Source organism: Tropicimonas omnivorans (assembly GCF_031846565.1).
Taxonomy (GTDB): Bacteria; Pseudomonadota; Alphaproteobacteria; order Rhodobacterales; family Rhodobacteraceae; genus Tropicimonas_B; species Tropicimonas_B omnivorans.
The window spans coordinates 458,863-482,457 of record NZ_JAVRHL010000002.1; the positions used below are offsets into that span (position 1 = coordinate 458,863).

Here is a 23,595-nt window from a genome sequence, read left to right on the forward strand (position 1 = left end):
TCAATAATCCTGAGTGTCGGGCTTGAAGTGCACCACGTCGAATTCGGCTGTCACGGTATAAAGTCCATTCGAGATGTCGATGTCGATATCCGCGCCGAGCTGGCTGGCGAAGGCCTGCATCAGCTGGCTGCCGAGCCCCACGCCCTCGTCTCCGTAATCGGCCTCCGTTCGCGCGGCCATGGAATTGCGGACCAGAAGACGGACGGACTTGCCCTCCAGCCGGTTGAGACGGACCTCGAAGGTGGGATGCGCGCCGCCTTCGCCGTGCGTGCCCATGTACTTGGTGGCGTTCGTGGTTGCCTCGGCGACCAGAAGGGAGAGGGGAACGGCCTGATCGGGGAACATCTCGATGTGCTCCACGTCCAGCTCCAGCGGGCGGCGCTTCTCGTCGGACGACGTCAGCTGCTCGACGATGGACTTGACGAGTCGCCCGGCATCCGTGCGCCCGAGGTCCTGCGTCTCGTAGAGATTTCGATGGATGGTCGCGAGGCCGAGGATCCGCTCCTGCAGACGCTTCAGGATGGCCTTGGTCTCGCGGGACTGGGCTCTCCTGATCTGCATGTTCATGATCGAGGAGATGAGCTGGAGGTTGTTCTTGACCCGGTGATGCACCTCCTTGAGGAGGATGTTCTTCTCGTGAACGGCATCTTCGAGAGCGGCCTCGTCCTGGATCAGGGCGTCGGCCATCTGCAGGAAATCGTCCTCCATCTCCGACAGCTCCAACGCCATCTCAGATTCGCCGGCGCCTGGAACGAGGCGGCGGTTGCGGGCGAACTGGCGCATCTGCTGGCCGAGGGACCGGACATGCCGGATCACGAGGCGGTGGACGGCGAAGAAGGCGACGACGAGGCTGGCGATCCACATCATGATCGGGAAGAGCCAGGGCGGGAAGGCGAGGGCGGGGCGTTCGAGCTGAAACTGCGACGGACTCCATGCTCCGATGGCGAAGGCGACGTCGGGAACGACCGGGGTGATGGCGAAGCTGCGCTGCTGCCCGAGCCCGTCCTCGCCCGAGAACACGAGAGGCCCGAGGCCGACGAAATCGGTCAGGGCGAAGTTCGCCGGCAGGCGCTGCTCGGCGGTGGCCACGTCACCGCGCGCCGCGATCACCTGCCCGTCCCGATTGAACAGGATCATGCTGAGCGGCACCTCCGTCAGCGTGCCGTCGTCGGATTCGGGGAGCGCCCGGTCGGGGATCGAGATGTTGATGAACCCGATCAGCTCGTCGCCCCGGCGCACCGGGAGGCTGACGGTCACGACGTCCTCCCGGCTGAAGATGGCGTTGCGGAGGGGAGCGACCCGCAGCCGGGGATCTTCGCTCTGGGCGATGTAGAGAGGTGACTCGGTGACGTCGCGGGCTTCCCCGAGGGAGGAACATGTGACCTGGCCGTCGAGCGGCAGGAAGCCGACATAGGTGTAGAGCCGCGATTCCTCGACGAAGCTGCCGAGATAGGTTTCGCACCTCTCCGGATCGTCCGACATCTCCGGCAGGACGGAGCCGAGCGCGCTGGCCGCGCCGATGGCGGAGTAGAGCAGGCGCCGCTCTCCGAGGGCCGCCTGTTCGGTCAGCGCCAGAACGGAGACTTCGGCGACCTCCCTGATCGACCGCGTCACCTCGCGCGTCTGCCAGACGGCGATCAGGCCGAGCGGCAGCAGGGCGATCGACAGCAGCATCACGAGACGCGTGCCGAGCCCGCTGAAGAGGCGTGACGGGAGGGTCGACTTGGGCATCAGAGCGGCTTCGACGAGGAGCGGGACAGGACCGCCATCGTGGCGCTATCGGTCATTCCGATCTCGTCCGACCCCAGGCCGAGGAGTTCGGCGAGGCGGGCGCGGCCGCGATTGGTGCGGCTCTTGATCGTGCCGATGGCGACGCCGCACATCTCGGCGGCCTCCTCATAGGAGAACCCGGAGGCGCCGACGAGGATCAGCGCCTCGCGCTGTTCGTCCGGCAACTTGGCGAACACGCGCTGAAAATCCGCCATCTGGAGGCGGCCGTCATGTGCGGGCTTCTCGGCGAGGCCCTCCGCGAAGGTGCCCTCCGAATCGGCGACCTCGCGCCGCATCTTCCGGCGGTTCGAATAGAAGGTGTTGCGCAGGATCGTGAACAGCCAGGCCCGCATGTTCGTGCCGACCTCGAACTTGTCGATGTTCGACCAGCCCTTGACGACGGTGTCCTGCACGAGATCGTCTGCCGCCGCGGAGTTGCGCGTCAGCGAGAACGCGAAAGCGCGGAGCGCCGGCAGGTGCTCGACGATCTCCTCGCGGGGGTCGGTCGCTGGCGTTCCGGATGCCTTCGTCACTCGGACTCGTCCTCGCCCGGGGGGGCGTCGCGTCCGCCGGCAGCGGAGGGGCCGGACGCGGCGGCCTCGTCCTGTGCTCTGAGGGATTGGAGCAGGGATGTGAACCGATCGGGGAGGTCCTCGTCCACCTTCTGCTGGAAAACCCGCCGGAGGTTCGTGTCCAGGTCCGCGGCGGATCGCTTCTTCTCAGACATTTCAATCCCAATTACTGTTGATCGCGGGCGCCGGGGCCTATCTACCCCGGCAGACACGGAACCGAAACCGGCCCGATGCTGTTCGGTTCCGACGATAAACAGGCAATTTTTCGAGGGATCCATCCGAGAATGACAGACAGTCAGGACGCTTCGCAAATCACATCGGCGATCGGCGTCGAGCTTCCGTATCTCCGCCGCTACGCCCGGGCGCTGACCGGCAACCAGTCTTCAGGTGATGCTTACGCAGCGGCTACCCTCGAGGCCGTGTTGATCGACCGGTCCAACTTCAATTCCGGAATGTCCGCCAAGGTCGCCCTGTTCCGCACGTTCCACTCGATCTGGTCCAGTTCCGGCTCGCCGGTCGCGGATAGCGAGACGACCCTCGAGACGGCGGCGCAGCGGCACCTCGGCAAGCTGACCGAGAACACACGCGAGGCGCTGCTTCTGCACACGATCGAGGAGTTCAGCTTCGACGAAGTGGCTCAGATCATGCAGGCCGATCGCTCCGAGGCGGAGGCGCTGGTGGAGCGTGCCCGTCAGGAGATGGCCGACAGCGTGTCCGGCCGGGTCCTCGTCATCGAGGACGAGGCGATCATCGCCATGGATCTCGAGAGCATGGTCAGCGATCTCGGCCACAAGGTCACCGGCGTCGCCCGGACACGTCAGGGTGCGGTGGAGCTCGGCAAGAGCGATCAGCCGCACCTTATCCTCGCGGACATCCAACTGGCGGACAACTCGTCCGGCATCGATGCGGTGAACGATCTTCTGGCGCATTTCGGCGAGATCCCGGTGATCTTCATCACCGCGTTCCCCGAGCGTCTGCTGACCGGCGAGCGCCCCGAGCCGGCCTTCCTGATCTCGAAGCCCTACAACGAGGAACAGGTTCGCTCGGCCATCAGCCAGGCGATGTTCTTCTCCTCGACCGAGACGCTGCGCGCCTGAGGCGGGCTGCGGGACCCCGCGAACGGCGGGGGGTGCCGAGAACCGATGAGCGGGCCGCGGGCGCAAGCCTCGCGGCCCCTTTTTTTGCAGGCGCCGACTGGACAAGATGACGGGGGGCGGGCGATGCAGGCTGTGCAGGGGCGCGCCGAGGAGCCAACAGCCATGGAGATCGCCGACCTGGCAGCGCGGATCGTGGCGGGTGAGAGGCGGGCCCTGGCGCGCGGAATCACCCTTGTTGAAAGCGCGCGGGCCGATCATCGCGCGGCGGCCCTGACCCTTGGTGAAGAGCTGTCCGGGCGGGGCGAGGCACTCCGGATCGGGCTGTCGGGCACGCCCGGCGTCGGCAAGTCAACATTCGTCGAATCGCTCGGGATGCAGCTTCTCGGGGAGGGCTTGCGGGTCGCCGTGCTGGCGGTCGATCCCACGTCGGCGCGGTCCGGAGGATCGATCCTCGGCGACAAGTCCCGCATGGAGCAGCTGTCGCGTCAGGACGGAGCCTTCATCCGCCCGTCGCCGGCTGGCCGGGAACTCGGAGGCGTCGCGCGCCGCACGCGGGAGAGCGTGGCGCTCTGCGAGGCGGCGGGCTTCGATATCATCCTGATCGAAACGGTGGGCGTGGGCCAGTCCGAGACCGCCGTCGCCGGCATGTCGGATATCTTCGTGCTGTTGCTGGCGCCCGGCGGCGGGGACGAATTGCAGGGCGTGAAACGCGGAATCATGGAGATCGCGGACCTCGTCGTGATCAACAAGGCGGACGGAGACCTTGCGCCCGCCGCGCGTCGGACCTGCGCCGATTATGCCGGTGCGCTGCGGCTTCTGCGACGGCGGACGGGCGATCCCGAGGGGATACCCAAGGCGATGACGGTGTCGGCGCTGGAAGAGGTCGGACTGGCCGAGCTCTGGGCCGAGATCCGGGCGCTGGAGCGCTTCCGCCGCGAGAGCGGCCACTGGGCCCGCACCCGTGCGGCGCAGGCGCGAGGCTGGTTCGAGGAGGAGGTGCGTCGGGGGCTCCTCGACCGATTGTCCCGCGATGCAGGGCCAGCTTTCGAGGATGCCGGGACCCGCGTCGCGGCGGGACGCGAGACGCCGGGCGCGGCGGCGCGGCGTCTTCTGGACCGCCTCGCGCGCGAAGGAGGCAATGGGGCTTGACACCGTCGCCGCCGTCCTGTTGAAGGCGCGGACTGAATTCTTCAGGGCGCCCCCGCCGATCCCGGCCGGGCGGCGCCCGATTTACTTGAACTGACGATCTGCGAGGACGCCCTTATGTCGCGCGTGTGCGAACTGACCGGAAAAGGCCCCATGGTTGGCAACAACGTCAGCCACGCCAACAATAAGACGAAGCGGCGCTTCCTGCCGAACCTGCAGGATGTCTCGCTGATCTCCGACACGCTGGGCCGGTCCTTCCGCCTGCGGGTCTCCAACGCCGCGCTGCGGACCGTGGACCACCGCGGTGGGCTCGATGCGTTCCTCGCCCGTGCGAAGGGTCCCGAACTGTCGGCGAAGGCGCTGAAGATCAAGCGCGATATCGCCAAGGCAAACACCGAAGCAGCCTGAGGCGCTTTGGATGCCTGACCAGAACGGCCCGGCGGAGACGCCGGGCTTTTTCCGTTTGAGCCACGCGGGGACGCGGATCCTCTGCATCGGCGGCGCCGCTCAGGACCGCACTTTGCAGCTCGGCGTCCCGCTGGAGCTCCACACCTCCAATATCGCGGCCGGGCGAACCAGCTGGGGCGGCGTCGCGCGCAACGTGGCCGAGGGACTGGCGCGGCTGGGGCAGGGCGTGGATCTGGTGTCCCTGACCGGCGACGATCCCTCCGGATCGGAGATGCGCGCGCGGCTTGCGGAAGCGGGCGTCGGCCTTCGATTTCTGGGCGCGGAGCCGGGAGCGGCCACGGCAAGCTACACGGCGGTCCTGAACCCGGACGGCGAGATGGCGGTGGCCTTCGCCGAGATGGGCGTCCTCGACTGCATGACGCCGGATCGCCTGCCGCCCGAACCCGGCGACACGGCGCTTCTCTTCGCCGATTGCAACCTGCCCGCCGAAAGCCTCCGGGCGCTGATGGCGCGGCGGCTCGCGGGCGGAGCGCCGCTCGCGGTCGATGTCGTCTCGGTTGCGAAGTCCGGGCGCCTTCCTGTGGATCTGTCCGGTATTTCCCTGCTGTTCGCCAACGCGCAGGAGGCGGGGGCGCTTCTTGGAACCGCCATGCCGACGACGCCGGGCGAGGCGCTGGACGCGGCGGCGGCGCTCTGCGCGAGGGGCGCGGGTGCCGCGGCCATCTTCCTCGGGGCTGGCGGGGTCGCCGCCGCTGGTCCCGATGGGGCCTTCCACGTTCCCCCCGTTCCGGCCGAGATGCGCGATGCGACCGGCGCGGGCGATGCGACGATCACGGCGACGCTCTGGCGGCTTGCGGCCGGCGCGCCGCTTCGCGATGCACTGTCCTGCGGGGCACGGGCCGGCGCCCTGACCATCGAGCGGGACGGCGCCGTCGCCGGGCTCGACCCCGCTCTTCTCCTTTCCTGATACCCTGACCTTCAAGCGAGACCTGCCATGACACCCGACCTGATCGACATCTCCCCCGACGTGGCCGACGCGCTCTCCTCCGGGCGGCCCGTCGTCGCGCTCGAATCGACGATCATCACGCACGGCATGCCCGCGCCGCAGAATGTCGAGACGGCTCGCGCGGTCGAGGACGAGGTGCGCGCGGCGGGAGCCGTGCCCGCCACCATCGCCATCCTGGACGGCCGCGCGAAGGTCGGCCTCGACGCGGCGGCGCTGGACCGGCTCGGCGCGGCCGAGGGCGTCGTCAAGGCCTCCGGGCGGGACCTCGGGGCGGTGATCGCGAAAGGTCTCTCCGCCGGCACCACCGTCTCCGCCACGATGCGGCTCGCGCACCTCGCCGGGATCGGCATCTTCGCGACCGGCGGCGTCGGCGGCGTGCACCGCGGCGCCGAGGTCACGATGGACATCTCCGCGGACCTGATGGAGCTCGCGACCACGCCCGTTTCGGTCGTCTGCGCCGGCGTGAAGTCCATCCTCGACATCTCGCGCACCCTCGAAGTGCTCGAGACCAACCGTGTTCCGGTCATCGCGAACGGCACCGAAGAGTTTCCCGCCTTCTTCTCGCGCCAGAGCGGCATCGCCGCCGATCACCGGCTGGACGGGGCGGAGGAGATCGCGAGAGCCATCGCCGCGCACCACGCCTTCGGCTCCGGCACCGGCCTTCTGATCGCGAACCCGATCCCGGCCGATGACGAGATCCCTGCCGCCGAGATCGCGGCGACCATCGACGAGGCGCTCAAGGCGGCCGAATCGAGGGGCATCTCCCGCAAGGAGGTCACGCCGTTCCTCCTCTCGGCGATCAACGAGGCGACGAGCGGGCGCTCCCTGACGGCGAATATCGCGCTCGTTCGGAACAACGCCCGGCTTGCGGCCGAGATCGCGGTGGCCGCCGCCCGCTGACTTCGGGTCAGGTCCCGCAGATGTTCTGCAGGGCCACCCATGAGCTGTCCGTGAGGACCGGCTCGGCATCGCCGCCGCGCATCGGGTCGGACTCGATGAGCGGCAGCGTGGCCTCCCCGCTGATGTCTCTGGCGTAAGCGTAGGGGGTGGACGAGACGCGGGCAGCCTGGAACTTGGGCAGGAGCGCCGTCGGGGCGACCTGGGGACGCTCCGTGCCAACGAGATGCTCGGCATAGGCGTTCAGCGTCTTGTCCGAAATCTCGCCGCTCGTGAGCAGCTTCAGGGTCGCGAAGGGGCCGGAAGTGCGGAGCAGGCGTTCCATCGGGGATTCGGCCTCGGTCCGGACCACCTCGGCCAGGATGTAGCCCGCGGCGACGTCCGGCGTTTCGTGGTCCTCCACCAGGCGCCGGTCGAGCAGGATCAGACCGCCGGGCAGGGTCACGGTGCCGCTGAGCCCGTCCCTCAGGACGAGTATCGCGCCTTCGCGGGGGGCAACGAGGCGATTGTGGAGTTGCGCCAGTGCCCGGTCCCCCCGCGGCGTGCGGCAGGGGGCACCCGAGACGCGGCCGATGGCGCGAAAGAGCTCCGTTCCGATATCTGCGCGGGCGGAGGGCGGCAGGGCGCCGACGGCCTGCTGCAGAAGCGCCTCCGGCAGCCAGAAGACGCCGAGGCCGATCACCGCGGCGGCGATGCCGGCGGTCACGAGCCAGCGCACCCGGCCCTGCCGCGGTCGCGCCCGGTCGAGGCCGGCACGGACCCTCTCGATGGCCTCGATCATCGTGGAATCTTCGATTTCCAGCGTATCGGAGGCTTCGGCGGAGGGGGTGTAGAGGGCTGGCTCCTCGCCGGGGTTCATCCGGGCAACCGCGGCGAGGGACCAATGATCCAGGGCGCGGTTCGCCGTGTCCGAGATGACGAGGGACGCATTGCCGAAGGACACGATCACCTCCCGCCGCTGCGCATCCTGTCCGGGACGCCAGATCCCGTCGCATTCAAGCCGCGAATATTGTTTCAACGCCGTCATGTGGGGGGCACTTGGCCTTTCCTCGCCGGTCCAGTGGCTCCGACGGCCGGGGTCTCGGGCCGCGTCGGGTCCGGTCAGCTTAACTCGCGCGTCCGGGGTTTTCCATCGGCTGAAAGGAGTTGCGCGGTTTCGATGTTGCGGTCGCCCGCCGGCGCGGGGAGTATGCCGCTCCGTCCCCCTGATGCGATGTCCGACATGAGATCGAAGTCCCCGTTTCGAAAGCAACGCCGCCGCGGCAGGTCCAGCCACGACGCGCCGATCGGGGTGAAGGGTGCCGTCCTGGTGGTCCTCCTCGTCCTCTTCGTTCTGATAAGTCTGGGGGGGCAGGAATCGGAGAGGCGTGCGCGAAACGCCGGGCCCGATCCCGCGAGCGGGAGCGACGTGGAGCCGGGCAAGGCGGCGGACCTCATCGGCCGCGTCACCCATGTCCGCGACGGGGACACGATCGAGGTGGCCGGCGTGCCGATCCGCATCGCCAATCTCGACTGCGCCGAAACGGGAACCGCGGCCGGAGAGCGCGCCACGGCCAAGGTGCGGGACCTCGTCCGTGATCAGACCATGTCCTGCATGCTGGAGGGGCGGAAATCCTGGGACCGGGAGGTCGGTGTCTGCGCCCTCGCCACGGGGGACGACCTCGGGGAGGCGATGATTTCCGGCGGCTATTGCGGGCGGTGGCCCGGATATTGAGCCGGCGGCCATGGTCCTGACCCGCGGCCGGGGGGAGGTCTGCGCCGAGGACGTGGCCGGGGCCTAGCCCGACGGCTGAGGGCCGGTGCGCCGCGCGGGCAGGGGGCGGAACGGACGAGGCCCCGGACTGCGCGCGTGCAGCCCGGGGCCTCGGTGTCATGTGGGTCTGGCGGTGGACGCCGGTCCTTACGCGGCCTTCACCGATTGGCCATCGCCGTAGCGGCCGTAGAAGCTCTCCCCCTTGGCGGCCATGTCGCGCAGGAGTTGCGGCGCCTTGAACCGCGTTCCGTGATCCGCTTCCAGAACGTCGCAGATGGCGACCGCGCGGGTGGCGCCGATGATGTCGAGCCAGGAGAACGGACCGCCCGACCAGGGCGCGAAGCCCCAGCCGAGAATGGCGCCGACGTCACCCTCGCGGATATCCGTGAGCACCCCTTCCTCGAAGGCCCGGACCGCTTCCAGCACTTGAGCCATCAGGAGCCGGTGCTGGACCTCGCTGACCTCGGGCTGCCCCTCGGAGACCGGGTAGGCCGCCTCGAGCCCCTCCCAGAGGCCCTTGCGCTTGCCGCTCTCCTCGTAGGCGTAGAAGCCCGAGCCGGACTTGCGACCCATCCGCCCCTGATCCGCCATCGCGAAGAGCACCTCGTCGACCGCCGCGTCGGGATAGGCGTCTCCCATTGCCGCGCGGGTGGCCTTGGCGATCTTCACCCCGAGATCGATGGAGATCTCGTCAACGAGCTGAAGGGGGCCGAGCGGCATCCCGACGAGCTTCGCGCCGTTCTCGATGAGCGGCGGCGCAACGCCCTCCGCCACCATCCGGACCCCCTCGTTGATGTAGGGAATGATGCAGCGGTTCGCGTAGAAGAAGCGCGCGTCGTTCACCACGATCGGCGTCTTGCGAATCTGCCGCACGAAGTCGAGCGCCTTGGCGACCGCCCGGTCACCGGTCTTCGCGCCCTTGATGATCTCGACGAGGTTCATCTTCTCGACGGGGGAGAAGAAGTGGATGCCGATATACTGCTCGGGCCGCTGGCTGACCTCGGCCAGATCGGTGATCGGCAGCGTCGAGGTGTTGGTGGCGAAGATGCAGTCGGGGCCGATCACGGCCTCCACCTTTCTCGTCGCCTCGGCCTTCACCGACGGATCCTCGAACACAGCTTCGACGATCAGGTCGCAGGCCGCGAGCGCGGCATAGTCGTCCGTCGCCTCGATCCGGCCGAGCATCTGCTCCTTCTTCTCGGGCGTGGCCTTCTTCCGCTTGATGCCCTCGTCCATGTAGGTCGCGCTGTGGGCCTTGCCCCGCTCGGCGGCCTCGCGGCTCTGATCCACCAGCACCACCTCGATGCCGGCTTGCGCGGAGACGAGCGCGATGCCAGCGCCCATCATCCCGGCGCCGAGGATGCCGACCTTCCGGACCGTCTGATCCGGCGCGTCGGGCCGGTTCGCGCCCTTCTCCAGCGCGCCCTTGTTGATGAAGAGCGACCGGATCATGGCCGAGGAGGACGGGTTCATGAGGATGGAGGTGAAATACCGTGCCTCGATCCTGAGCGCCGTGTCGAAGGGCACGAGAGCGCCTTCGTAGACCGACGACAGGAGCGCCTTCGCGGCGGGGAAGACGCCCTTGGTCTTTCCGTTCACCATGGCGGACGCGCCGACGAAGGTCATGAACCCGGCCGGGTGATAGGGGGCGCCGCCGGGCATCTTGTAGCCCTTTTCGTCCCACGGCTTGACGATGTCCTTGTCGGATGCGGAGAGCACCCAGTCCTTCGCGGCCGCGACGGGATCGGCCACGACCTCGTCGATCAGTCCGGCGCTCTTCGCCTTGGACGGCTCGGACAGCTTGCCCTCGAGCAGGAACGGGGAGGCCGCCATCGCCCCCAGCTTCCGGGCGAGGCGCGTGGTGCCGCCGGCGCCGGGGAAGATGCCGATCATGATCTCGGGCAGGCCGATCTTCGCCTTGGGATTGTCGGCGGCGAAGATGCGGTGACAGGCCAGCGGGATCTCCAGCCCGATGCCGAGCGCGCTGCCCGGAAGGGCGGCGGCAATCGGCTTGCCGCCCTTGTTCTTGTCGTCCATCCCGGCGCGCTCGATCTTACGCAGGGCGCCATGCATCTGCATGATCCCGTCGAAGAGCCCCTTCGCAGGGTTGGCGCCCGCATCGTCGCGCAGCTTGGCAAGGACATTGAGGTCCATGCCGGCGGCGAAGTCAGGCTTGCCGGAGGTGATGACGATGCCCTTGACCGCATCGTCGCCGAGCGCGTCCTCCACCAGTCCGTCCAGGGTCTTGAGCGCGTCGAAGGACAGGACGTTCATCGACTTGTTCGGAACGTCCCAGGTGATCACGGCGACGCCGTCGGCGCCCTTGTCCATCGTGAAATCGGTCATGTCGCGGTCTCCCCTCACACGCGTTCGATGATGGTCGCGGCGCCCATGCCGGAGGCGACGCAGAGTGTCGCGAGGCCGAGCTCCTTGTCCGACCGTTCCAGCTCGTCGAGCAGGGTGCCGATGATGATCGCGCCGGTGGCGCCGAGCGGGTGGCCCATGGCGATGGCCCCGCCGTTGACGTTGACGCGCCCGGGATCGACGTCGAAGGCCTGCATGAAGCGCAGGGCCACGGCGGAGAACGCCTCGTTCACCTCGAAGAGATCGATGTCCGAGATCTTCATGCCGTGATCCTCGAGGATCTTGTGCGTGACCGGGACCGGCCCCGTCAGCATGATCGTGGGATCGGTCCCGATCTTCGCCGTGGCGCGGATCCGTGCGCGCGGCTTCAGCCCGTGTGCCTCGCCGAACGCCTTGGAGCCGACGAGCACCGCCGCCGCGCCGTCGACGATCCCCGAGGAGTTGCCGGCGTGGTGCACGTGGTTGATCCGCTCGAGATGCGGGTACTTCATCATCGCGACCTTGTCGAAGCCCGGCATCACCTCGCCCATCTGCTGGAAGGACGCGTTCAGGGCGCCGAGTTTCTGCATGTCCGTATCGGGGCGCATGTACTCGTCCCGGTCGAGGATCGGCAGGCCGTTCGTGTCCCTGATGGTGATGACGGACTTGTCGAAGCGGCCCGCATCCCAGGCCGCCGCGGCGCGGTTCTGGCTCTCCACGGCAAAGGCGTCGCACTGTTCCCGGCTGAAGCCGTATTCGGTGGCGATGATGTCGGCGGCGATGCCCTGGGGCACGAAGTAGCTGTCCATCGCGACCGAAGGGTCCACCGCGATCGCGGCGCCGTCGGAGCCCATCGCCACGCGGGACATCATCTCGACCCCGCCGGCGACATAGGCCTCGCCCGCGCCGGCGCGGACCTGGTTGGCGGCGAGGTTCACCGCTTCCATGCCGCTCGCGCAGAAGCGGTTGATGGAAAGACCCGGAACGCGCTCGTCGAAGTCGGAGGCGAGGACAGCCGTGCGCGCAAGGCATCCGCCCTGCTCCATGACCTGCGTGGCGTTGCCCCAGATCACGTCCTCGACGCCGCGGGTCTCGAGATCGCTGCGCTCCTTGATGGCGTTCAGGACCTGCCTCGAGAGGGACACGGCGGTCACCTCGTGCAGCGAGCCGTCCTTGCGGCCGCGCCCCCGCGGGCTGCGTACGGCGTCGTAGATATAGGCGTCTGTCATCAAATCCTCCCGAAGATGCGTCAGGCCCGGTCCGAAGGGTGTCCGGGCATCATGTCATAAGGGTGTGTCCAGCCGGGCAGGGCGGCGATCCGCGCCAGCCAGGCGGCGATGGCGGGAAAGCGGTCCGCCTCGTAGCCGAAGGGTTCGGGGTAGTAGAGGTAGCCGCAGGCGGCGGTGTCGGCGATCGTGGGCGCATCGCCCGCGATCCAGTCCCGCCCATGGAGGTGCCGATCGAGCACCTTGAGCGACGACGCGACGCGCCCCGAAAGCCACTCGATCGCGCCGGCGGGGCGTTTCTCCTCCGGCAGGAAATTCGTCATGAAGCGCAAAGCGCCCTGCTGGCCGCTGCCCTTCTGCGCGTCCCAGAAGAGCCAGCGCAGGATCTCGGCCCGGTCCCCGTCGAGGAGCTTGCCGGTCCGCTCGGCCGCGTGAAGCTGGATCACGCTGGACTGCGTGAGAACCAGATCCCCGTCCACCATCACCGGCACCTCGCCCATCTCGTTGAGCGCGAGGAACTCCGGATCCTTCGATCCGCCGCCGAAGAAATCGACCCAGACCGGTTCCCAGTCTAGACCGCACAGGGTGAGCGTCAGGGCCGCCTTGTAGGCATTCCCGCTCTCACCGAAGCAATGAAGCTGGATCGTCACCGGGCTGTCTCCTCTGCTACCGGTCCGCGCCTGAGAAAAGCGCACGGGCGGCAAATGTCATCCCCGACCCCGCCGTGACGTTGCGACGAAGCCCGCCTCCCGCAAACGGCGCCGGTCGCCCCCCGTTTATCCCGTTTGCCGACTGCCCGCGTCAGACACGCGTCACCGCTTGCGCGCATCGAGCGTCGAATTGAAGGTCCGCAACCGATGCAGGAACTTCTCCTCGTCTAGGATGCCGTCGAAATGCTCGAACACGAACGACAGGGCCTCCCCCTCGTCGAGCCCGGCATCGCGGGAGAACTTCTTGAGCCGGCGATAGGCATCCTCCGTCATGGCGACGGGCAGGCGACGGGTCAGGCGGAAGCGTTTGGGCATGGGGCTCGCGGGCATGGGGCAGGGGAGGGGCCGCTCATCGGCCCTTCCCCCTCGATACTCACCCTCAGAAGGCGGCTTCGTCCAGCGTCATCACCGGATCGGCGCCGCTTTCGATGCGCGCGAGGTGCATCTTCGTCGCCGGGAGTTGGCGCGCCATGTAGTAGCGACCGGTCTCGATCTTGGCCTTCAGGAACTCGGGATCCCCTTCGCCGTCCGCCAGCATCTTCGTCGCGGCGACGGCCATCCGGGACCACATCAGTCCCAGAGCCGCATGACCGAAGAGATGCATGAAGTCGTAGCTTCCCGAAAGCGCGGCGTTGGGGTTCTTCGCGCCGTTCTGCATGAAGTACATACCGGCGGCCTGAAGATCCTTGGAAGCGGCTTTCAGCGGATCGAGATAGCCCGCCTTCAGTGTCTCGTCGCCCTCGTGCTCCTTGATGAAGGACTTCACCATCTCGAAGAACGCCATCACCGTCTTGCCGCCGTTCTGGCCGAGCTTGCGGCCGACGAGGTCGAGGGACTGGATGCCGTTCGTGCCCTCGTAGATCATCGTGATCCGGGCATCGCGAACGAACTGCTCGAGGCCCCACTCGCGGGTGAAGCCGGAGCCGCCGAGGGTCTGCTGCGCGAGGACCGCCGTCTCGAAGCCCTTGTCCGTGAGGAAGCCCTTGATGACGGGGGTGAGGAGGGACACCAGAGCCTCCGCCTCGGCATCCCCGGAGCGGTGGGAGCGGTCGATCAGCGACGCGCCCCAGAAGGCCAGCGCCCGCGCGCCCTCGGTGAAGCTCTTCTGGTGGAGGAGGTTCCGGCGCACATCGGGATGCACGATGATCGGATCGGCCGGCCCGTCCGGGTTTTGCACCCCCGTCACGTCGCGCCCCTGAAGACGGTCCTTCGCGAAGGCGAGCGCATTCTGGTAGGCGACTTCGCCCTGCGCGTAGCCCTGGAGGCCGACGCCGATCCGGGCTTCGTTCATCATCGTGAACATCGCGCGCATGCCCTTGTGCTCCTCGCCGACGAGGTAGCCGATCGCGCCGTCGTAGTGCATCACGCAGGTCGCGTTGCCGTGGATGCCCATCTTCTCCTCGAGGCCGCCGCAGACCACCTGGTTGCGGTCGCCGAGGGAGCCGTCCTCGTTCACCATGAACTTCGGCACGATGAAGAGGGAGATGCCCTTGGTGCCGTCCGGCCCGCCGGGGATCTTGGCGAGGACGAGGTGAACGATGTTGTCCGTCAGGTCGTGCTCGCCGGCGGAGATCCAGATCTTCTGACCGGAGATGCGGTAGGTTCCGTCGTCCTGCGGCTCCGCCTTGGTGCGGATGAGGCCCAGATCCGTGCCGCATTGGGGCTCGGTGAGGTTCATCGTGCCGGACCACGAGCCTTCGATCATCTTCGGCAGGTAGGTCCGCTTCTGCTGTTCGGAGCCGTGGGCGTGAATCGCTGAAGCGGCACCGTGGCTCAGGCCCTGGTACATGTTGAAGGCCATGTTGGCGGAGACGAACATTTCGCCGACGGCCGAGCCCAGGAGGTACGGCATGCCCTGGCCGCCGTATTCGGGATCGGAATCGAGGGCGAGCCAGCCGCCCTCCCGCATCTGGTCGTAGGCGGCCTTGAACCCGGTGGGCGTCCGGACGACGCCATTCTCGAGGGTGCAGCCCTCCCGGTCCCCGACCGGGTTGAGGGGCGCCAGCACTTCCGAGGAGATCTTGCCCGCCTCTTCGAGAACGGCGGTGGTGAAGTCCCGGTCCATCTCGTCGTAGCCCGGCACGTCCTGCTCATGGGCCCGAAGCACGTCGTGCAGGACAAACTGGATGTCTTGCACGGGGGCGGTGTAACTCGGCATGTCTGATCCTCCCGACTAGGTTGGACCCATAATAGAAAACGGCGCGCGGGAATGTCCCGCGCGCCGTTCCGTCACTTCGAGTGCAAATCGTCTACTCGGCGGCCTGCTTGGCCTGCAGGGAGGACAGCACGCTCTCCCCCCATTCCATGTGGCCCTTGAGCTCGGAAATCGCCTCGTTCAGCTCGTCCCGCCGGCGTTCCATGTCGGCGAGGTGAACCTTGGCGGCCTCGTAGGTCGCGCTGATCTGCGTGACCTGCTGATCGCCGAGATCATAGAGATCGAGCAGCTGGCGGATCTCCTCGAGGGAGAAGCCGAAGCGCTTGCCGCGCAGGATCAGCTTGAGACGTGCGCGGTCCCGGCGGGTGAACAACCGTCGCGTGCCTTCCCGGATCGGGAAGAGCAGCTCCTTGGATTCGTAGAATCGAAGGGTGCGCGGCGTCACGTCGAAGGAGTCGCACATCTCGCGGATGGTGAGAGTGTCGGTGGTCATTTTTCGTTGGCCTCCCAGTCAGGAGATTGCTTCTTTGTGGGAGCGCAGATGTTTCGATTTCGCTCAAGTCACAAGCCCGCATGACGTTAGCGTAACCGTAACGTGACGTCATGAACGGGCTCGGGAAATATCAATGCGCCAGAAGCAGTTGATGCGCAATTTTGACCGGTCGGTCAATGCGTTTGCGATGCTATGCCGAACTTTGATGGGGCTATAAATCAAAGGAATGCCATCGGGCCGGGATGATCCCTTCGGGCGCGTCGTCGGGCTTGTCGGCGGGCATGTCGTGGGGGCCGTCTCGGGGCCTTGTCGGGCGCTGCTCACGGGCGGTCATGGTCCGCCCGCCGATGCAGTGTCAGTCCTGCTCGCGGTCGCACTCTTCGAGCGAGCGGGAGGTGTCGGCGCGCAGGCCCTCGAGTTCGGCGATGGTCTGCGCGAGCTCCTCCTGCCGCTTGCGCAGGTCGGCGAGCTGGCTGTCCGCCATGACGACCCAGGCTTCCATCTGTGCACGGGTGCCCTGCTGATCGTAGATCTCCAGCCATTGCCGGATCTCCTCGAGGGAGAACCCGAACCGGCGACCCCGCATGATCAGCGTCATCCGCGCGACCTCGCGCGCGCTGTAGAACCGGGACCGGCCCTCGCGTTCGGGGGAGAGCAGTTCGATGTACTCGTAATAGCGCAGCGTGCGGGGCGTCACGCCGAAGCGCTCGCACATTTCCTTGAAGCTGATACGAATTTCTATCATCCCATCCGCGCGTTGTGGCTTGGCCCCCCGGATAATCGCGCCCGTGCTTCCGCTTTGCAACCCGGGCCTGCCTTGTACGTCGTGCCCCGCGAGCCGATAGTCCACCGGTCCAAAAGAGCAGGTTCCGCCATGAGCGATGCACAGGTGCAGACAGAGTTAGCCCGGCAGTTCATCGAGGCGATCCCCTTCGCCCGCGCAGTCGGCATGACGATCGAGAGCGTCGGCGGCGGACATGCGGTGATCACGATGCCCTTCGATGCGCGCCTCGTGGGCGATCCGCGGCGGGGCGTTCTCCATGGCGGCGTGATCAGCGCGCTGATGGACACCTGCGGCGGTGCCGCGGTGATGAGCCATCCCGTCGGCCCCTCCGCTGCAGCCACGCTCGATCTCAGGATCGACTACATGCGCGCCGCGAAGGCCGGTGCGCCGATCCGGGCGGAGGCGGAGTGCTACCACGTCACCCGCTCGGTCGCCTTCATCCGGGCGACCGCGACGGACGGAGAGGACGGGCCGCCCGTCGCCGCCGCCACCGGGGCCTTCACCATGACCGTCGGCCCCTCGGCGGCGAGCGGGGAGGGCGCGGCATGAGCCCCCGCACGTCTCCCGAGCCCGTCGATGCCCTGAAGGAGCGGCGCGATGGCCACCTCTCCCGTCTCGTCGGCTCGATGCCCTACGCCGCCTTTCTCGGCATCGAATTCGATCGCCGCGGGGACGAGCTGACCGCCGTTCTTCCCTTCAAGGACATGCTCATCGGCGATCCGATGGTCCCGGCGCTGCATGGCGGCGTGACGGCCTCGTTTCTCGAAACCGCGGCCATCGTGGAGCTGAGCTGGTCCATCCTCTGGCCCGAGATGGAGAGCGGGTCGGGCGGCGATGTCGGGCCGCGCCTGCCCAAGACCATCGACTTCACCATCGACTACCTGCGCTCCGGCCTGCCGCGCGACGCCTATGCAAGGGCGCGGGTGGTGCGCTCGGGGCGGCGCTTTGCATCCGTCCATGTCGAGGCGTGGCAGGACAACCGGGCTCGCCTCTTCGCGCAGGCCACGGGGCACTTCCTGATGCCGGCGGGCCCACGGGACGATCGCGGTGGTGTCTGAGCCGGGCGTTACGCCCGAGGCGTCCGCCCCGTCCGCGCATCTTCAACCGGTCACGCATCGGCGCGTCCTCGCGATCGCGCTGCCCATCGTCCTGTCGAACGCGACGATCCCCATCCTCGGGGCCGTCGATACCGGCGTCGTGGGGCAGCTCGGCGCCGCCGCGCCGATCGGGGCCGTGGGGATCGGCGCGGTCATCATTTCCTCGATCTACTGGATCTTCGGTTTCCTCCGGATGGGCACGTCCGGCCTCGTGGCGCAGGCGCATGGCGCGGGGGACGCGGCGGAGACGGGCGCGATCCTCGTGCGGGCTCTGATGATCGCAGGCGCGGCCGGACTGGCCGGCATCGTGCTGCAATGGCCGATCTTCGCCGCCGCCTTCGCGCTCGCACCGGCCTCGGCCGAGGTCGAGGAGCTGTCACGGATCTACCTGTCCATCCGCATCTGGGGCGCACCGGCGGCGATCGCGATCTATGCGCTGACGGGCTGGCTCATCGCGCTGGAGCGAACGCGTTCGGTGCTGCTCCTCCAGCTCTGGATGAACGGGCTGAACATCGTGCTCGATCTGTGGTTCGTCCTCGGCCTCGGTTGGGGCGTCGGCGGGGTCGCCGGGGCCACAATCATCGCGGAGCTGACCGGGCTGGGGCTCGGCCTCTGGCTCTGCCGCGCGGCGTTTGCCGGGGAGCAGTGGAGGGACTGGGCGCGGGTCCTCGATCCCGTGCGGATCAGGCGGATGGTGGCCGTGAACGGAGACATCATGCTCCGCTCCGTCCTCCTGCAGGCCAGCTTCACCGCCTTCCTCTTCGTCGGCTCCGATTTCGGTGACGTGACGCTGGCGGCCAACCAGGTGCTGCTGCAGTTCCTCCAGATCACCGCCTACGCGCTCGACGGCGTCGCCTTCGCCGCCGAATCCCTCGTGGGCCAGGCCTTCGGCGCGAAGAGCAGATCCCACCTGCGTCGCTCCGCCATCGTGGCGAGCCAGTGGGGCGCAGGGGGCGCGGTTCTCCTCGCGATGGTATACGCAGTGTTCGGGCCGCTCATCATCGACGCGATGGCGACGGATCCGGACGTGAGGGAGACGGCGCGGGACTACCTGCCGTGGGTCGTCGCGGCGCCGCTCGTCGGGATCGGAAGCTGGATGTTGGACGGCATCTTCATCGGGGCCACGCGAACGCGGGACATGCGCAACGCGATGGTGCTCCCTGTCGCGGCCTATGTCGCCGGTGTCGTCCTGCTCGTGCCGATGATGGGGAACGGCGGGCTCTGGCTGTCGCTGATGCTGCTGAACGGATTGCGCGCCGTGACGCTCTTCGCCCGCTATCCCGCGCTGGAGCGCGCGGCCTCGGCCTGAACGAAGGCGGCGATCCGGTCGAGCGCTTCGGCGCCTTCGGGAATCGCGTTCGGCCAGAGCGGCCACATGTGGAACATGCCGTCCCACAAGGTGAAGTCGCAGCCGCCGCCAACCTCGTGGATGCCGTCCGCCAGTAGCCGCGCATCCTCCGACAGGACCTCGTCCGGGCAGGCGGCGAGGAACGTGGGCGGCAGACGATCGAGCGGGCCGAGGCGGGGGGAGACTTCGGGGTCCCATCCGTCCCGGTCCTCGAAGGCGAGGCGGGCGAGCGCGGCGTCCTGCTCGTCGTCGTTCATCGCATCAAGCTCGGACTGCGCCGCGCGAACCTCCGCCGTCGCGCCGGTCCGGTCGGTGTTGGGCGAAAGGAGTGCGAGGGCGAAGGCGCGGCCGGGACGCCGCTGCGCGGCTTCGAGGGCGAGCAGTCCGCCAGCGCTGTCTCCGCCGATCGCCACGGGTCCCGAAAGCGCATCGAGCGCGGCGAGGGTGTCCTCGATCTGGGCCGGCCAGACGTGATCCGGCGCAAGCCGGTACGCGGGCAGCACCACCCGCAGACCGCGGCCGGCCAAATGCGCGGCAAGGGCGAGGTGCGTCTCCGGACCGCCGAAGACCAGCCCGCCGCCATGGAGCCAGAGCAGCGTCGGCCCCTCTCCGAGGGAGAGCGCATCGATCGTGCCGAGAACGAGGGGCCTTGCGCCGACATCGTCCGCGGAGGGTGCTGCCGCCAGTCGGGCGAAGGCTGCGCGCATCTCGGGCGGCGTGCCGGAAACCGGGTTGGCCGTGATCAGGGCGCGGACGTCATCGATTGTCTTGAGTGTCATCGGCCCGAACGCCATGCGCGCCCGGCAGTTCCCGGGCCTGCGTCAGACGCCGGTGCCGACCGCATCGCTGAGCGATCCCAGCCCCTCGCGCTCGGCGATCCGGTCCAGCCCCTCGGCGATCCGCGCGGCGAGCCCGATCCCGTCATAGACGAGCGCCGAATAGAGCTGCACCGCCGTCGCGCCGGCGCGGATCTTCTCAAAGGCATCTTCCGCCGAGGAAATGCCGCCGACGCCGACGAGCGGGATGCGCCCGCCGGTGGCGCGGTAGAGCTTCGCCAGAACCTCGGTCGAGCGCGCCATGAGCGGGCGCCCCGACAGACCGCCGGGGCGGTCCTTGTCGGCGCTTGTCAGCCCGTCGCGCTTGAGCGTCGTGTTGGTCGCGACGATCCCGTCGATCCCGGAGGCCTCGGCGACGCCGGCTATGTCCTCTATCTCCCGGTCCGACAGGTCCGGCGCGATCTTGACGAAGACGGCGGGCCGTCCCTCCAGCGCATCCCGCGCGGCAACGACGCCGGCCAGGAGCTTCGCCAGCGCCGCCGATCCCTGGAGGTCCCGCAGGCTCTCGGTGTTCGGGGAGCTCACGTTCACCGTCGCGAAATCGACATGCGGGCCGCAGGCGGTGAGAACGGCGGCAAAATCCTGCGCGCGGTCCGCGCTGTCCTTGTTGGCGCCGAGGTTGAGACCCACGGGAACGCCGCCCTTGCGGCGCGCGGCGAGGCGGCCGGCGATGGTGGGGGCGCCGTCATTGTTGAAGCCGAACCGGTTGATGACGGCGCGATCCTCGCTGAGCCGCCAGAGCCGCGGCGCCTCGTTGCCGTCCTGCGGGCGGGGCGTCGCCGCGCCGCACTCGATCCAGCCGAAGCCGGCGCGGGCGAGCGGGCCGAGGGCGACCGCGTTTTTGTCGAAGCCGGCGGCGAGGCCGACGGGATTCGGGAGCGAAAGGCCGGCGAGCCGGGTCGCCAGCCGCGCGGAGGAGACCGGGCCGGGCAGGGGCATGACCCCAGTCCCGAGCGCGGAGAGTGCGATCCGGTGGGCGCGCTCTGGATCCATCCGGTGCAGCAGGGCGAGGCCCGCCCGTTCGATCACGCTCACAGGATTCCCTCCGGGAAGATGTGACCGGCCGAGCCGAGGGGGAGGGACTTGTCCCAGACGACATCCTCCAGCGTCAACGTCCGGTAGAGGTGGGGAAAGAGCGCCCCGCCGCGGGAGGGTTCCCACTTGAGCGCGGGGCCGAGCTGCGTGTCGTCGAGCGCCAGAAGCACAAGGTCGCTCTCTTCCGCGAAATGCTTCGCCGCGGTCTCGGCGACCTGCCCGGAGGTGGACAGGTGGATGTACCCGTCCGCGAGGTCGACGGGCGCTCCCCGTGTGCGGCCCGTCTGGCTGAGGGCGTTCCATTCGGGGCGGCGGAGGATCTTGAAGACGAGCATGGGCCGGATGTGCCGCGACGGGCGTGCGGGGTCAATCCGTCTTGCGCGCTGCCCCGGGGTCTTCGGGAGGTGCGCCGACCGTCATGCGGATGACACCTGAGTGCAGCAAGAGACGCAAGGCATCTTTGACTCCGAGAGAGGCCGGCGCCATCGTGTCCTCCATAACCAACAGGGAGCTTCAAAATGAAACACCGTTTCCTCCTCAGCGCCGGCGCCATGGCGCTCGCGGCCGGAACGGCGCAGGCCGATCTGAGCATGACGATCCTGCACACGAACGATTTTCACGACCGGTTCGAGCCGATCAACGCCTACGACTCGAGCTGCTCGGCCGAGGATAACGAAGCCGGCGACTGCTTCGGCGGGATCGCACGGATGATCACGGCCATTGCCGAGGGCCGGGAGCGCGCCGGAGAGAACGTCATCCTGCTGGACGCCGGTGACCAGTTCCAGGGCTCGCTCTTCTTCAACCAGTACGGCGGCGATCTCGCGGCCGAGTTCATGACCCAGCTCGACTACGATGCGATGGCCGTGGGCAACCACGAATTCGACAATGGCCCGGAAGGGCTGGCCGAGTTCCTCGACCAGGTCGAGTTCCCGGTCCTGTCGGCGAATATCGACGTGTCCCAGAACAACCTCCTCGCGGACCGCGTGGACGATTCCGTGACCCTCGATGTGGGCGGCGAGCAGGTCGGCATCGTTTCGGTTCTCGCCGAGGATACGCCCGAGACGTCGTCCCCCGGCAATACCGTCATCTTCTCCTCGGCCGTCGATGCGGCGCAGGACGAGATCGACCGGCTGACCGAGGCGGGCGTGAACAAGATCGTCCTTCTCACCCATGTGGGCCTGCCGGAGGACCGCCGTCTCGCCGAGGCGCTGACCGGCGTCGACATCATCATCGGCGGGCACAGCCATACGCTTCTGTCCAACACGGACGAGGACGCCGAGGGCCCCTATCCGGTCATGGTGAACGACGTTCCGATCTTCACCGCCTATGCCTACGGCAAGTATCTCGGCGAGGTCGACGTGACCTTCGACGATGCGGGCGAGATCACCGAGATTTCCGGCGATCCCATCGTGCTCGACGCGTCCGTGGCCGAGGATGAGGAGGCCCTTGCGCGGATGAGCGAGCTTGCGGGCCCCCTCGAGGAGCTTCGCAGCCGCGTCGTCGCCGAGAGTACCGACGTGATCGACGGCTCCCGCGAGACCTGCCGCGCCATGGAGTGCCAGATGGGCAACCTCGTCGCGGACGCGATGCTGGCGCGCACCGCCGATCAGGGCATCCAGCTCGCGATCACCAATGGCGGGGGCCTGCGCGCCACCATCGATGCCGGTGAGGTCACCCAGGGCGAGGTCCTGACGGTGCTGCCGTTCCAGAACACCCTCGCCACGTTCCAGACCGACGGGGCCACCGTTCTCGCCGCGCTCGAAAATGGCGCAAGCGAGATGGCTGACGGGGCGGGCCGCTTCGCACAGGTGTCGGGCCTGAAATACACCGTCGATCCCTCCGCCGAAGCGGGCAGCCGGATTTCCGATGTGATGGTCGACATGGACGGCAACTGGGAGCCTCTGGACGAAAGCGCCACCTACGGCGTCGCGACCAACAACTACGTTCGCAACGGCGGCGACGGATATTCGATGTTTGCCGAAAATGCCGAAAACGTGTATGACTTCGGCCCAGATCTCGCAGATGTTACTGCCGAGTATCTCGCGGAAGAGGGACCTTACACGCCCTACACTGACGGCCGCATCACCGTGGTCGAGTAATCCCCGCGCAGACGGGCTCGTAACCAGTACGTTTCGTAACGAGTTGGTAAAGGGTGGCTTGAGGGCCACCCTTTATTTTTGGGGGTGTCCGCAAACCGTGTTGGCCATGACCACAAGATGGCCGACACCTCACGCCATCGATTCAAATCGGGTGAACGGAGAGCATCGGCCAGCGGGTCAGCCAGTTCTTCGAGATGATCCGGTGCTCGAAGGCGGCAACCTTATGATCTGCGATGCTGGTCGGTCGCAGAACCATACGCCATAAATCTTGCAGGCCGAATGGAGCGGAGATGTGGCACCTTTCACCGGCGCGAGACACAGCTACGGCTGTTGCCGTTTCTGGCCAGAACCGCATGGCATCTTCGACTGAAGAATATGGCTGATCGCCATTGCGATGGTGCATGCGCGCTTGGTTCCGCACGCTCCAGGAAAGGTGTGGCGCGCTTTTCACAAGCTGCTCTTCGAGCTCAGCCTCGTAATCGCGGTCGAGGCGCTCTGGATGAAAGAACAGGACGTCCACGTCTTCATTTCGACAGTCGCTTTTTCGTTCGTGCAAATGGTCCCAGACGAGATTTCTGACGAACCCGGCGCCTATGCTGCCTCCTGGAAGGTCCAACTCCTCCACGGCACCAAGAGCCTCCCAGCGCAGCTTGTCGGCCCGTATCAAGTCAGCCGTTTCGTAATCGCGTATCTGCTTCATAGTTTGGAACCGGGCACCGGTCGCGGCGACACCACCTCCAGCGCAGTTTCATGATGACCGGATGATGTCCGCATGCCGCACTCGTGCCAGTCGTGCCTCCAGGCACCGAATTTAGCCGCT

The 23,595-nt window shown here is 67.6% G+C and carries 25 protein-coding genes; 10 read left to right on the forward strand and 15 right to left on the reverse strand.

Annotation, left to right across the window (positions count from 1 at the left end; genetic code table 11):
• The 3 genes from RM543_RS07520 to RM543_RS07530 are packed head-to-tail and all read right to left on the reverse strand — an operon-like array spanning position 1 to position 2,497.
• Positions 1 to 1,731: a sensor histidine kinase gene (locus RM543_RS07520; protein ID WP_311690274.1), complete on the reverse strand. Its 1,731-nt coding sequence runs from the start codon at positions 1,729 to 1,731 to the stop codon at positions 1 to 3.
• The gene (locus RM543_RS07525; RefSeq protein ID WP_311690275.1) at positions 1,731 to 2,303 is read right to left on the reverse strand and encodes an RNA polymerase sigma factor; all 573 of its coding nucleotides are present in this window, start codon (positions 2,301 to 2,303) and stop codon (positions 1,731 to 1,733) included. The genes RM543_RS07520 and RM543_RS07525 overlap by 1 nt, the downstream gene beginning before the upstream one ends.
• Positions 2,300 to 2,497, reverse strand: coding sequence for a NepR family anti-sigma factor (locus tag RM543_RS07530; protein WP_311690276.1), 198 nt, complete (start codon positions 2,495 to 2,497; stop codon positions 2,300 to 2,302). The genes RM543_RS07525 and RM543_RS07530 overlap by 4 nt, the downstream gene beginning before the upstream one ends.
• A 129-nt stretch (positions 2,498 to 2,626) precedes the next feature.
• Here RM543_RS07530 and RM543_RS07535 point away from each other — a divergent pair, with 129 nt between their 5' ends.
• The 5 genes from RM543_RS07535 to RM543_RS07555 all read left to right on the forward strand — a co-directional run bounded on the left by RM543_RS07535 (position 2,627) and on the right by RM543_RS07555 (position 6,899).
• Positions 2,627 to 3,439, forward strand: coding sequence for a response regulator (locus RM543_RS07535; protein WP_311690277.1), 813 nt, complete (start codon positions 2,627 to 2,629; stop codon positions 3,437 to 3,439).
• Positions 3,440 to 3,601: 162 nt separating this feature from the next.
• Positions 3,602 to 4,588 carry a methylmalonyl Co-A mutase-associated GTPase MeaB gene (gene meaB, locus RM543_RS07540; protein ID WP_311690278.1) on the forward strand — a complete coding sequence of 329 codons (987 nt, stop codon included), beginning with the start codon at positions 3,602 to 3,604 and terminating at the stop codon, positions 4,586 to 4,588.
• Positions 4,589 to 4,702: 114 nt separating this feature from the next.
• Complete coding sequence (gene rpmB / locus RM543_RS07545) at positions 4,703 to 4,993, forward strand: 50S ribosomal protein L28 (protein WP_311690279.1); 291 nt, start codon at positions 4,703 to 4,705, stop codon at positions 4,991 to 4,993.
• 10 nt (positions 4,994 to 5,003) lie between these two features.
• Positions 5,004 to 5,960 (forward strand): PfkB family carbohydrate kinase, encoded by a 957-nt coding sequence (locus RM543_RS07550; protein WP_311690280.1) that lies wholly within the window; start codon positions 5,004 to 5,006, stop codon positions 5,958 to 5,960.
• Between the two features lie 27 nt (positions 5,961 to 5,987).
• The gene (locus tag RM543_RS07555) at positions 5,988 to 6,899 is read left to right on the forward strand and encodes a pseudouridine-5'-phosphate glycosidase (RefSeq protein WP_311690281.1); all 912 of its coding nucleotides are present in this window, start codon (positions 5,988 to 5,990) and stop codon (positions 6,897 to 6,899) included.
• A gap of 7 nt (positions 6,900 to 6,906) precedes the next feature.
• Here the strand turns inward: RM543_RS07555 and RM543_RS07560 are convergent, their stop codons facing one another.
• Complete coding sequence (locus RM543_RS07560) at positions 6,907 to 7,923, reverse strand: hypothetical protein (protein WP_311690282.1); 1,017 nt, start codon at positions 7,921 to 7,923, stop codon at positions 6,907 to 6,909.
• A 195-nt stretch (positions 7,924 to 8,118) separates the two neighbouring features.
• Between RM543_RS07560 and RM543_RS07565 the strand changes: the two genes are divergently transcribed.
• Positions 8,119 to 8,610, forward strand: a complete 492-nt coding sequence (locus RM543_RS07565) for a thermonuclease family protein (RefSeq protein WP_311690283.1) — start codon at positions 8,119 to 8,121, stop codon at positions 8,608 to 8,610.
• 186 nt (positions 8,611 to 8,796) lie between these two features.
• On the opposite strand, the gene RM543_RS07570 is transcribed toward RM543_RS07565, so the two are convergent.
• From RM543_RS07570 to RM543_RS07600, 7 genes are all read right to left on the reverse strand, one after another.
• Complete coding sequence (locus RM543_RS07570) at positions 8,797 to 10,995, reverse strand: 3-hydroxyacyl-CoA dehydrogenase NAD-binding domain-containing protein (protein ID WP_311690284.1); 2,199 nt, start codon at positions 10,993 to 10,995, stop codon at positions 8,797 to 8,799.
• A gap of 14 nt (positions 10,996 to 11,009) precedes the next feature.
• Complete coding sequence (locus RM543_RS07575) at positions 11,010 to 12,221, reverse strand: acetyl-CoA C-acetyltransferase (protein ID WP_311690285.1); 1,212 nt, start codon at positions 12,219 to 12,221, stop codon at positions 11,010 to 11,012.
• A gap of 20 nt (positions 12,222 to 12,241) precedes the next feature.
• Positions 12,242 to 12,868, reverse strand: a complete 627-nt coding sequence (locus tag RM543_RS07580; protein WP_311690286.1) for a glutathione S-transferase family protein — start codon at positions 12,866 to 12,868, stop codon at positions 12,242 to 12,244.
• 162 nt (positions 12,869 to 13,030) lie between these two features.
• Entirely contained in the window at positions 13,031 to 13,243 is a 213-nt protein-coding gene (locus RM543_RS07585; protein WP_116083046.1) for a hypothetical protein, read from the reverse strand.
• 64 nt (positions 13,244 to 13,307) lie between these two features.
• Positions 13,308 to 15,086, reverse strand: a complete 1,779-nt coding sequence (locus RM543_RS07590; protein ID WP_311690287.1) for an acyl-CoA dehydrogenase C-terminal domain-containing protein — start codon at positions 15,084 to 15,086, stop codon at positions 13,308 to 13,310.
• Positions 15,087 to 15,177: 91 nt separating this feature from the next.
• Entirely contained in the window at positions 15,178 to 15,576 is a 399-nt protein-coding gene (locus RM543_RS07595; RefSeq protein WP_311690288.1) for a MerR family transcriptional regulator, read from the reverse strand.
• 355 nt (positions 15,577 to 15,931) lie between these two features.
• Positions 15,932 to 16,321: a MerR family transcriptional regulator gene (locus RM543_RS07600; protein ID WP_311690289.1), complete on the reverse strand. Its 390-nt coding sequence runs from the start codon at positions 16,319 to 16,321 to the stop codon at positions 15,932 to 15,934.
• A gap of 129 nt (positions 16,322 to 16,450) precedes the next feature.
• Here RM543_RS07600 and RM543_RS07605 point away from each other — a divergent pair, with 129 nt between their 5' ends.
• Genes RM543_RS07605 through RM543_RS07615 form a run of 3 tightly spaced genes read left to right on the forward strand, consistent with a single transcriptional unit; the run spans position 16,451 to position 18,766 of the window.
• Positions 16,451 to 16,909, forward strand: coding sequence for a PaaI family thioesterase (locus tag RM543_RS07605; protein WP_311690290.1), 459 nt, complete (start codon positions 16,451 to 16,453; stop codon positions 16,907 to 16,909).
• A complete protein-coding gene (locus RM543_RS07610) occupies positions 16,906 to 17,418 on the forward strand; it encodes a PaaI family thioesterase (RefSeq protein WP_311690291.1) in 513 nt (170 codons plus the stop codon). The genes RM543_RS07605 and RM543_RS07610 overlap by 4 nt, the downstream gene beginning before the upstream one ends.
• Complete coding sequence (locus RM543_RS07615; protein ID WP_311690292.1) at positions 17,411 to 18,766, forward strand: MATE family efflux transporter; 1,356 nt, start codon at positions 17,411 to 17,413, stop codon at positions 18,764 to 18,766. The genes RM543_RS07610 and RM543_RS07615 overlap by 8 nt, the downstream gene beginning before the upstream one ends.
• Here the strand turns inward: RM543_RS07615 and RM543_RS07620 are convergent.
• The 3 genes from RM543_RS07620 to RM543_RS07630 are packed head-to-tail and all read right to left on the reverse strand — an operon-like array spanning position 18,733 to position 21,011.
• Positions 18,733 to 19,584, reverse strand: a complete 852-nt coding sequence (locus tag RM543_RS07620) for an alpha/beta hydrolase (protein WP_311690293.1) — start codon at positions 19,582 to 19,584, stop codon at positions 18,733 to 18,735. The genes RM543_RS07615 and RM543_RS07620 overlap by 34 nt on opposite strands.
• 42 nt (positions 19,585 to 19,626) lie before the next feature.
• A complete protein-coding gene (locus tag RM543_RS07625; protein WP_311690294.1) occupies positions 19,627 to 20,676 on the reverse strand; it encodes a quinone-dependent dihydroorotate dehydrogenase in 1,050 nt (349 codons plus the stop codon).
• On the reverse strand, positions 20,673 to 21,011 hold the full coding sequence (locus RM543_RS07630; RefSeq protein ID WP_311690295.1) for a DUF952 domain-containing protein: 339 nt from the start codon (positions 21,009 to 21,011) through the stop codon (positions 20,673 to 20,675). Before RM543_RS07630 ends, RM543_RS07625 begins: the two co-directional genes overlap by 4 nt.
• Before the next feature lie 183 nt (positions 21,012 to 21,194).
• Here RM543_RS07630 and RM543_RS07635 point away from each other — a divergent pair, with 183 nt between their 5' ends.
• Positions 21,195 to 22,775 carry a bifunctional metallophosphatase/5'-nucleotidase gene (locus RM543_RS07635; protein WP_311690296.1) on the forward strand — a complete coding sequence of 527 codons (1,581 nt, stop codon included), beginning with the start codon at positions 21,195 to 21,197 and terminating at the stop codon, positions 22,773 to 22,775.
• A gap of 142 nt (positions 22,776 to 22,917) precedes the next feature.
• On the opposite strand, the gene RM543_RS07640 is transcribed toward RM543_RS07635, so the two are convergent.
• Positions 22,918 to 23,475, reverse strand: a complete 558-nt coding sequence (locus RM543_RS07640) for a nucleotidyltransferase family protein (RefSeq protein WP_311690297.1) — start codon at positions 23,473 to 23,475, stop codon at positions 22,918 to 22,920.
• Between the last annotated feature and the right edge of the window lie 120 nt (positions 23,476 to 23,595).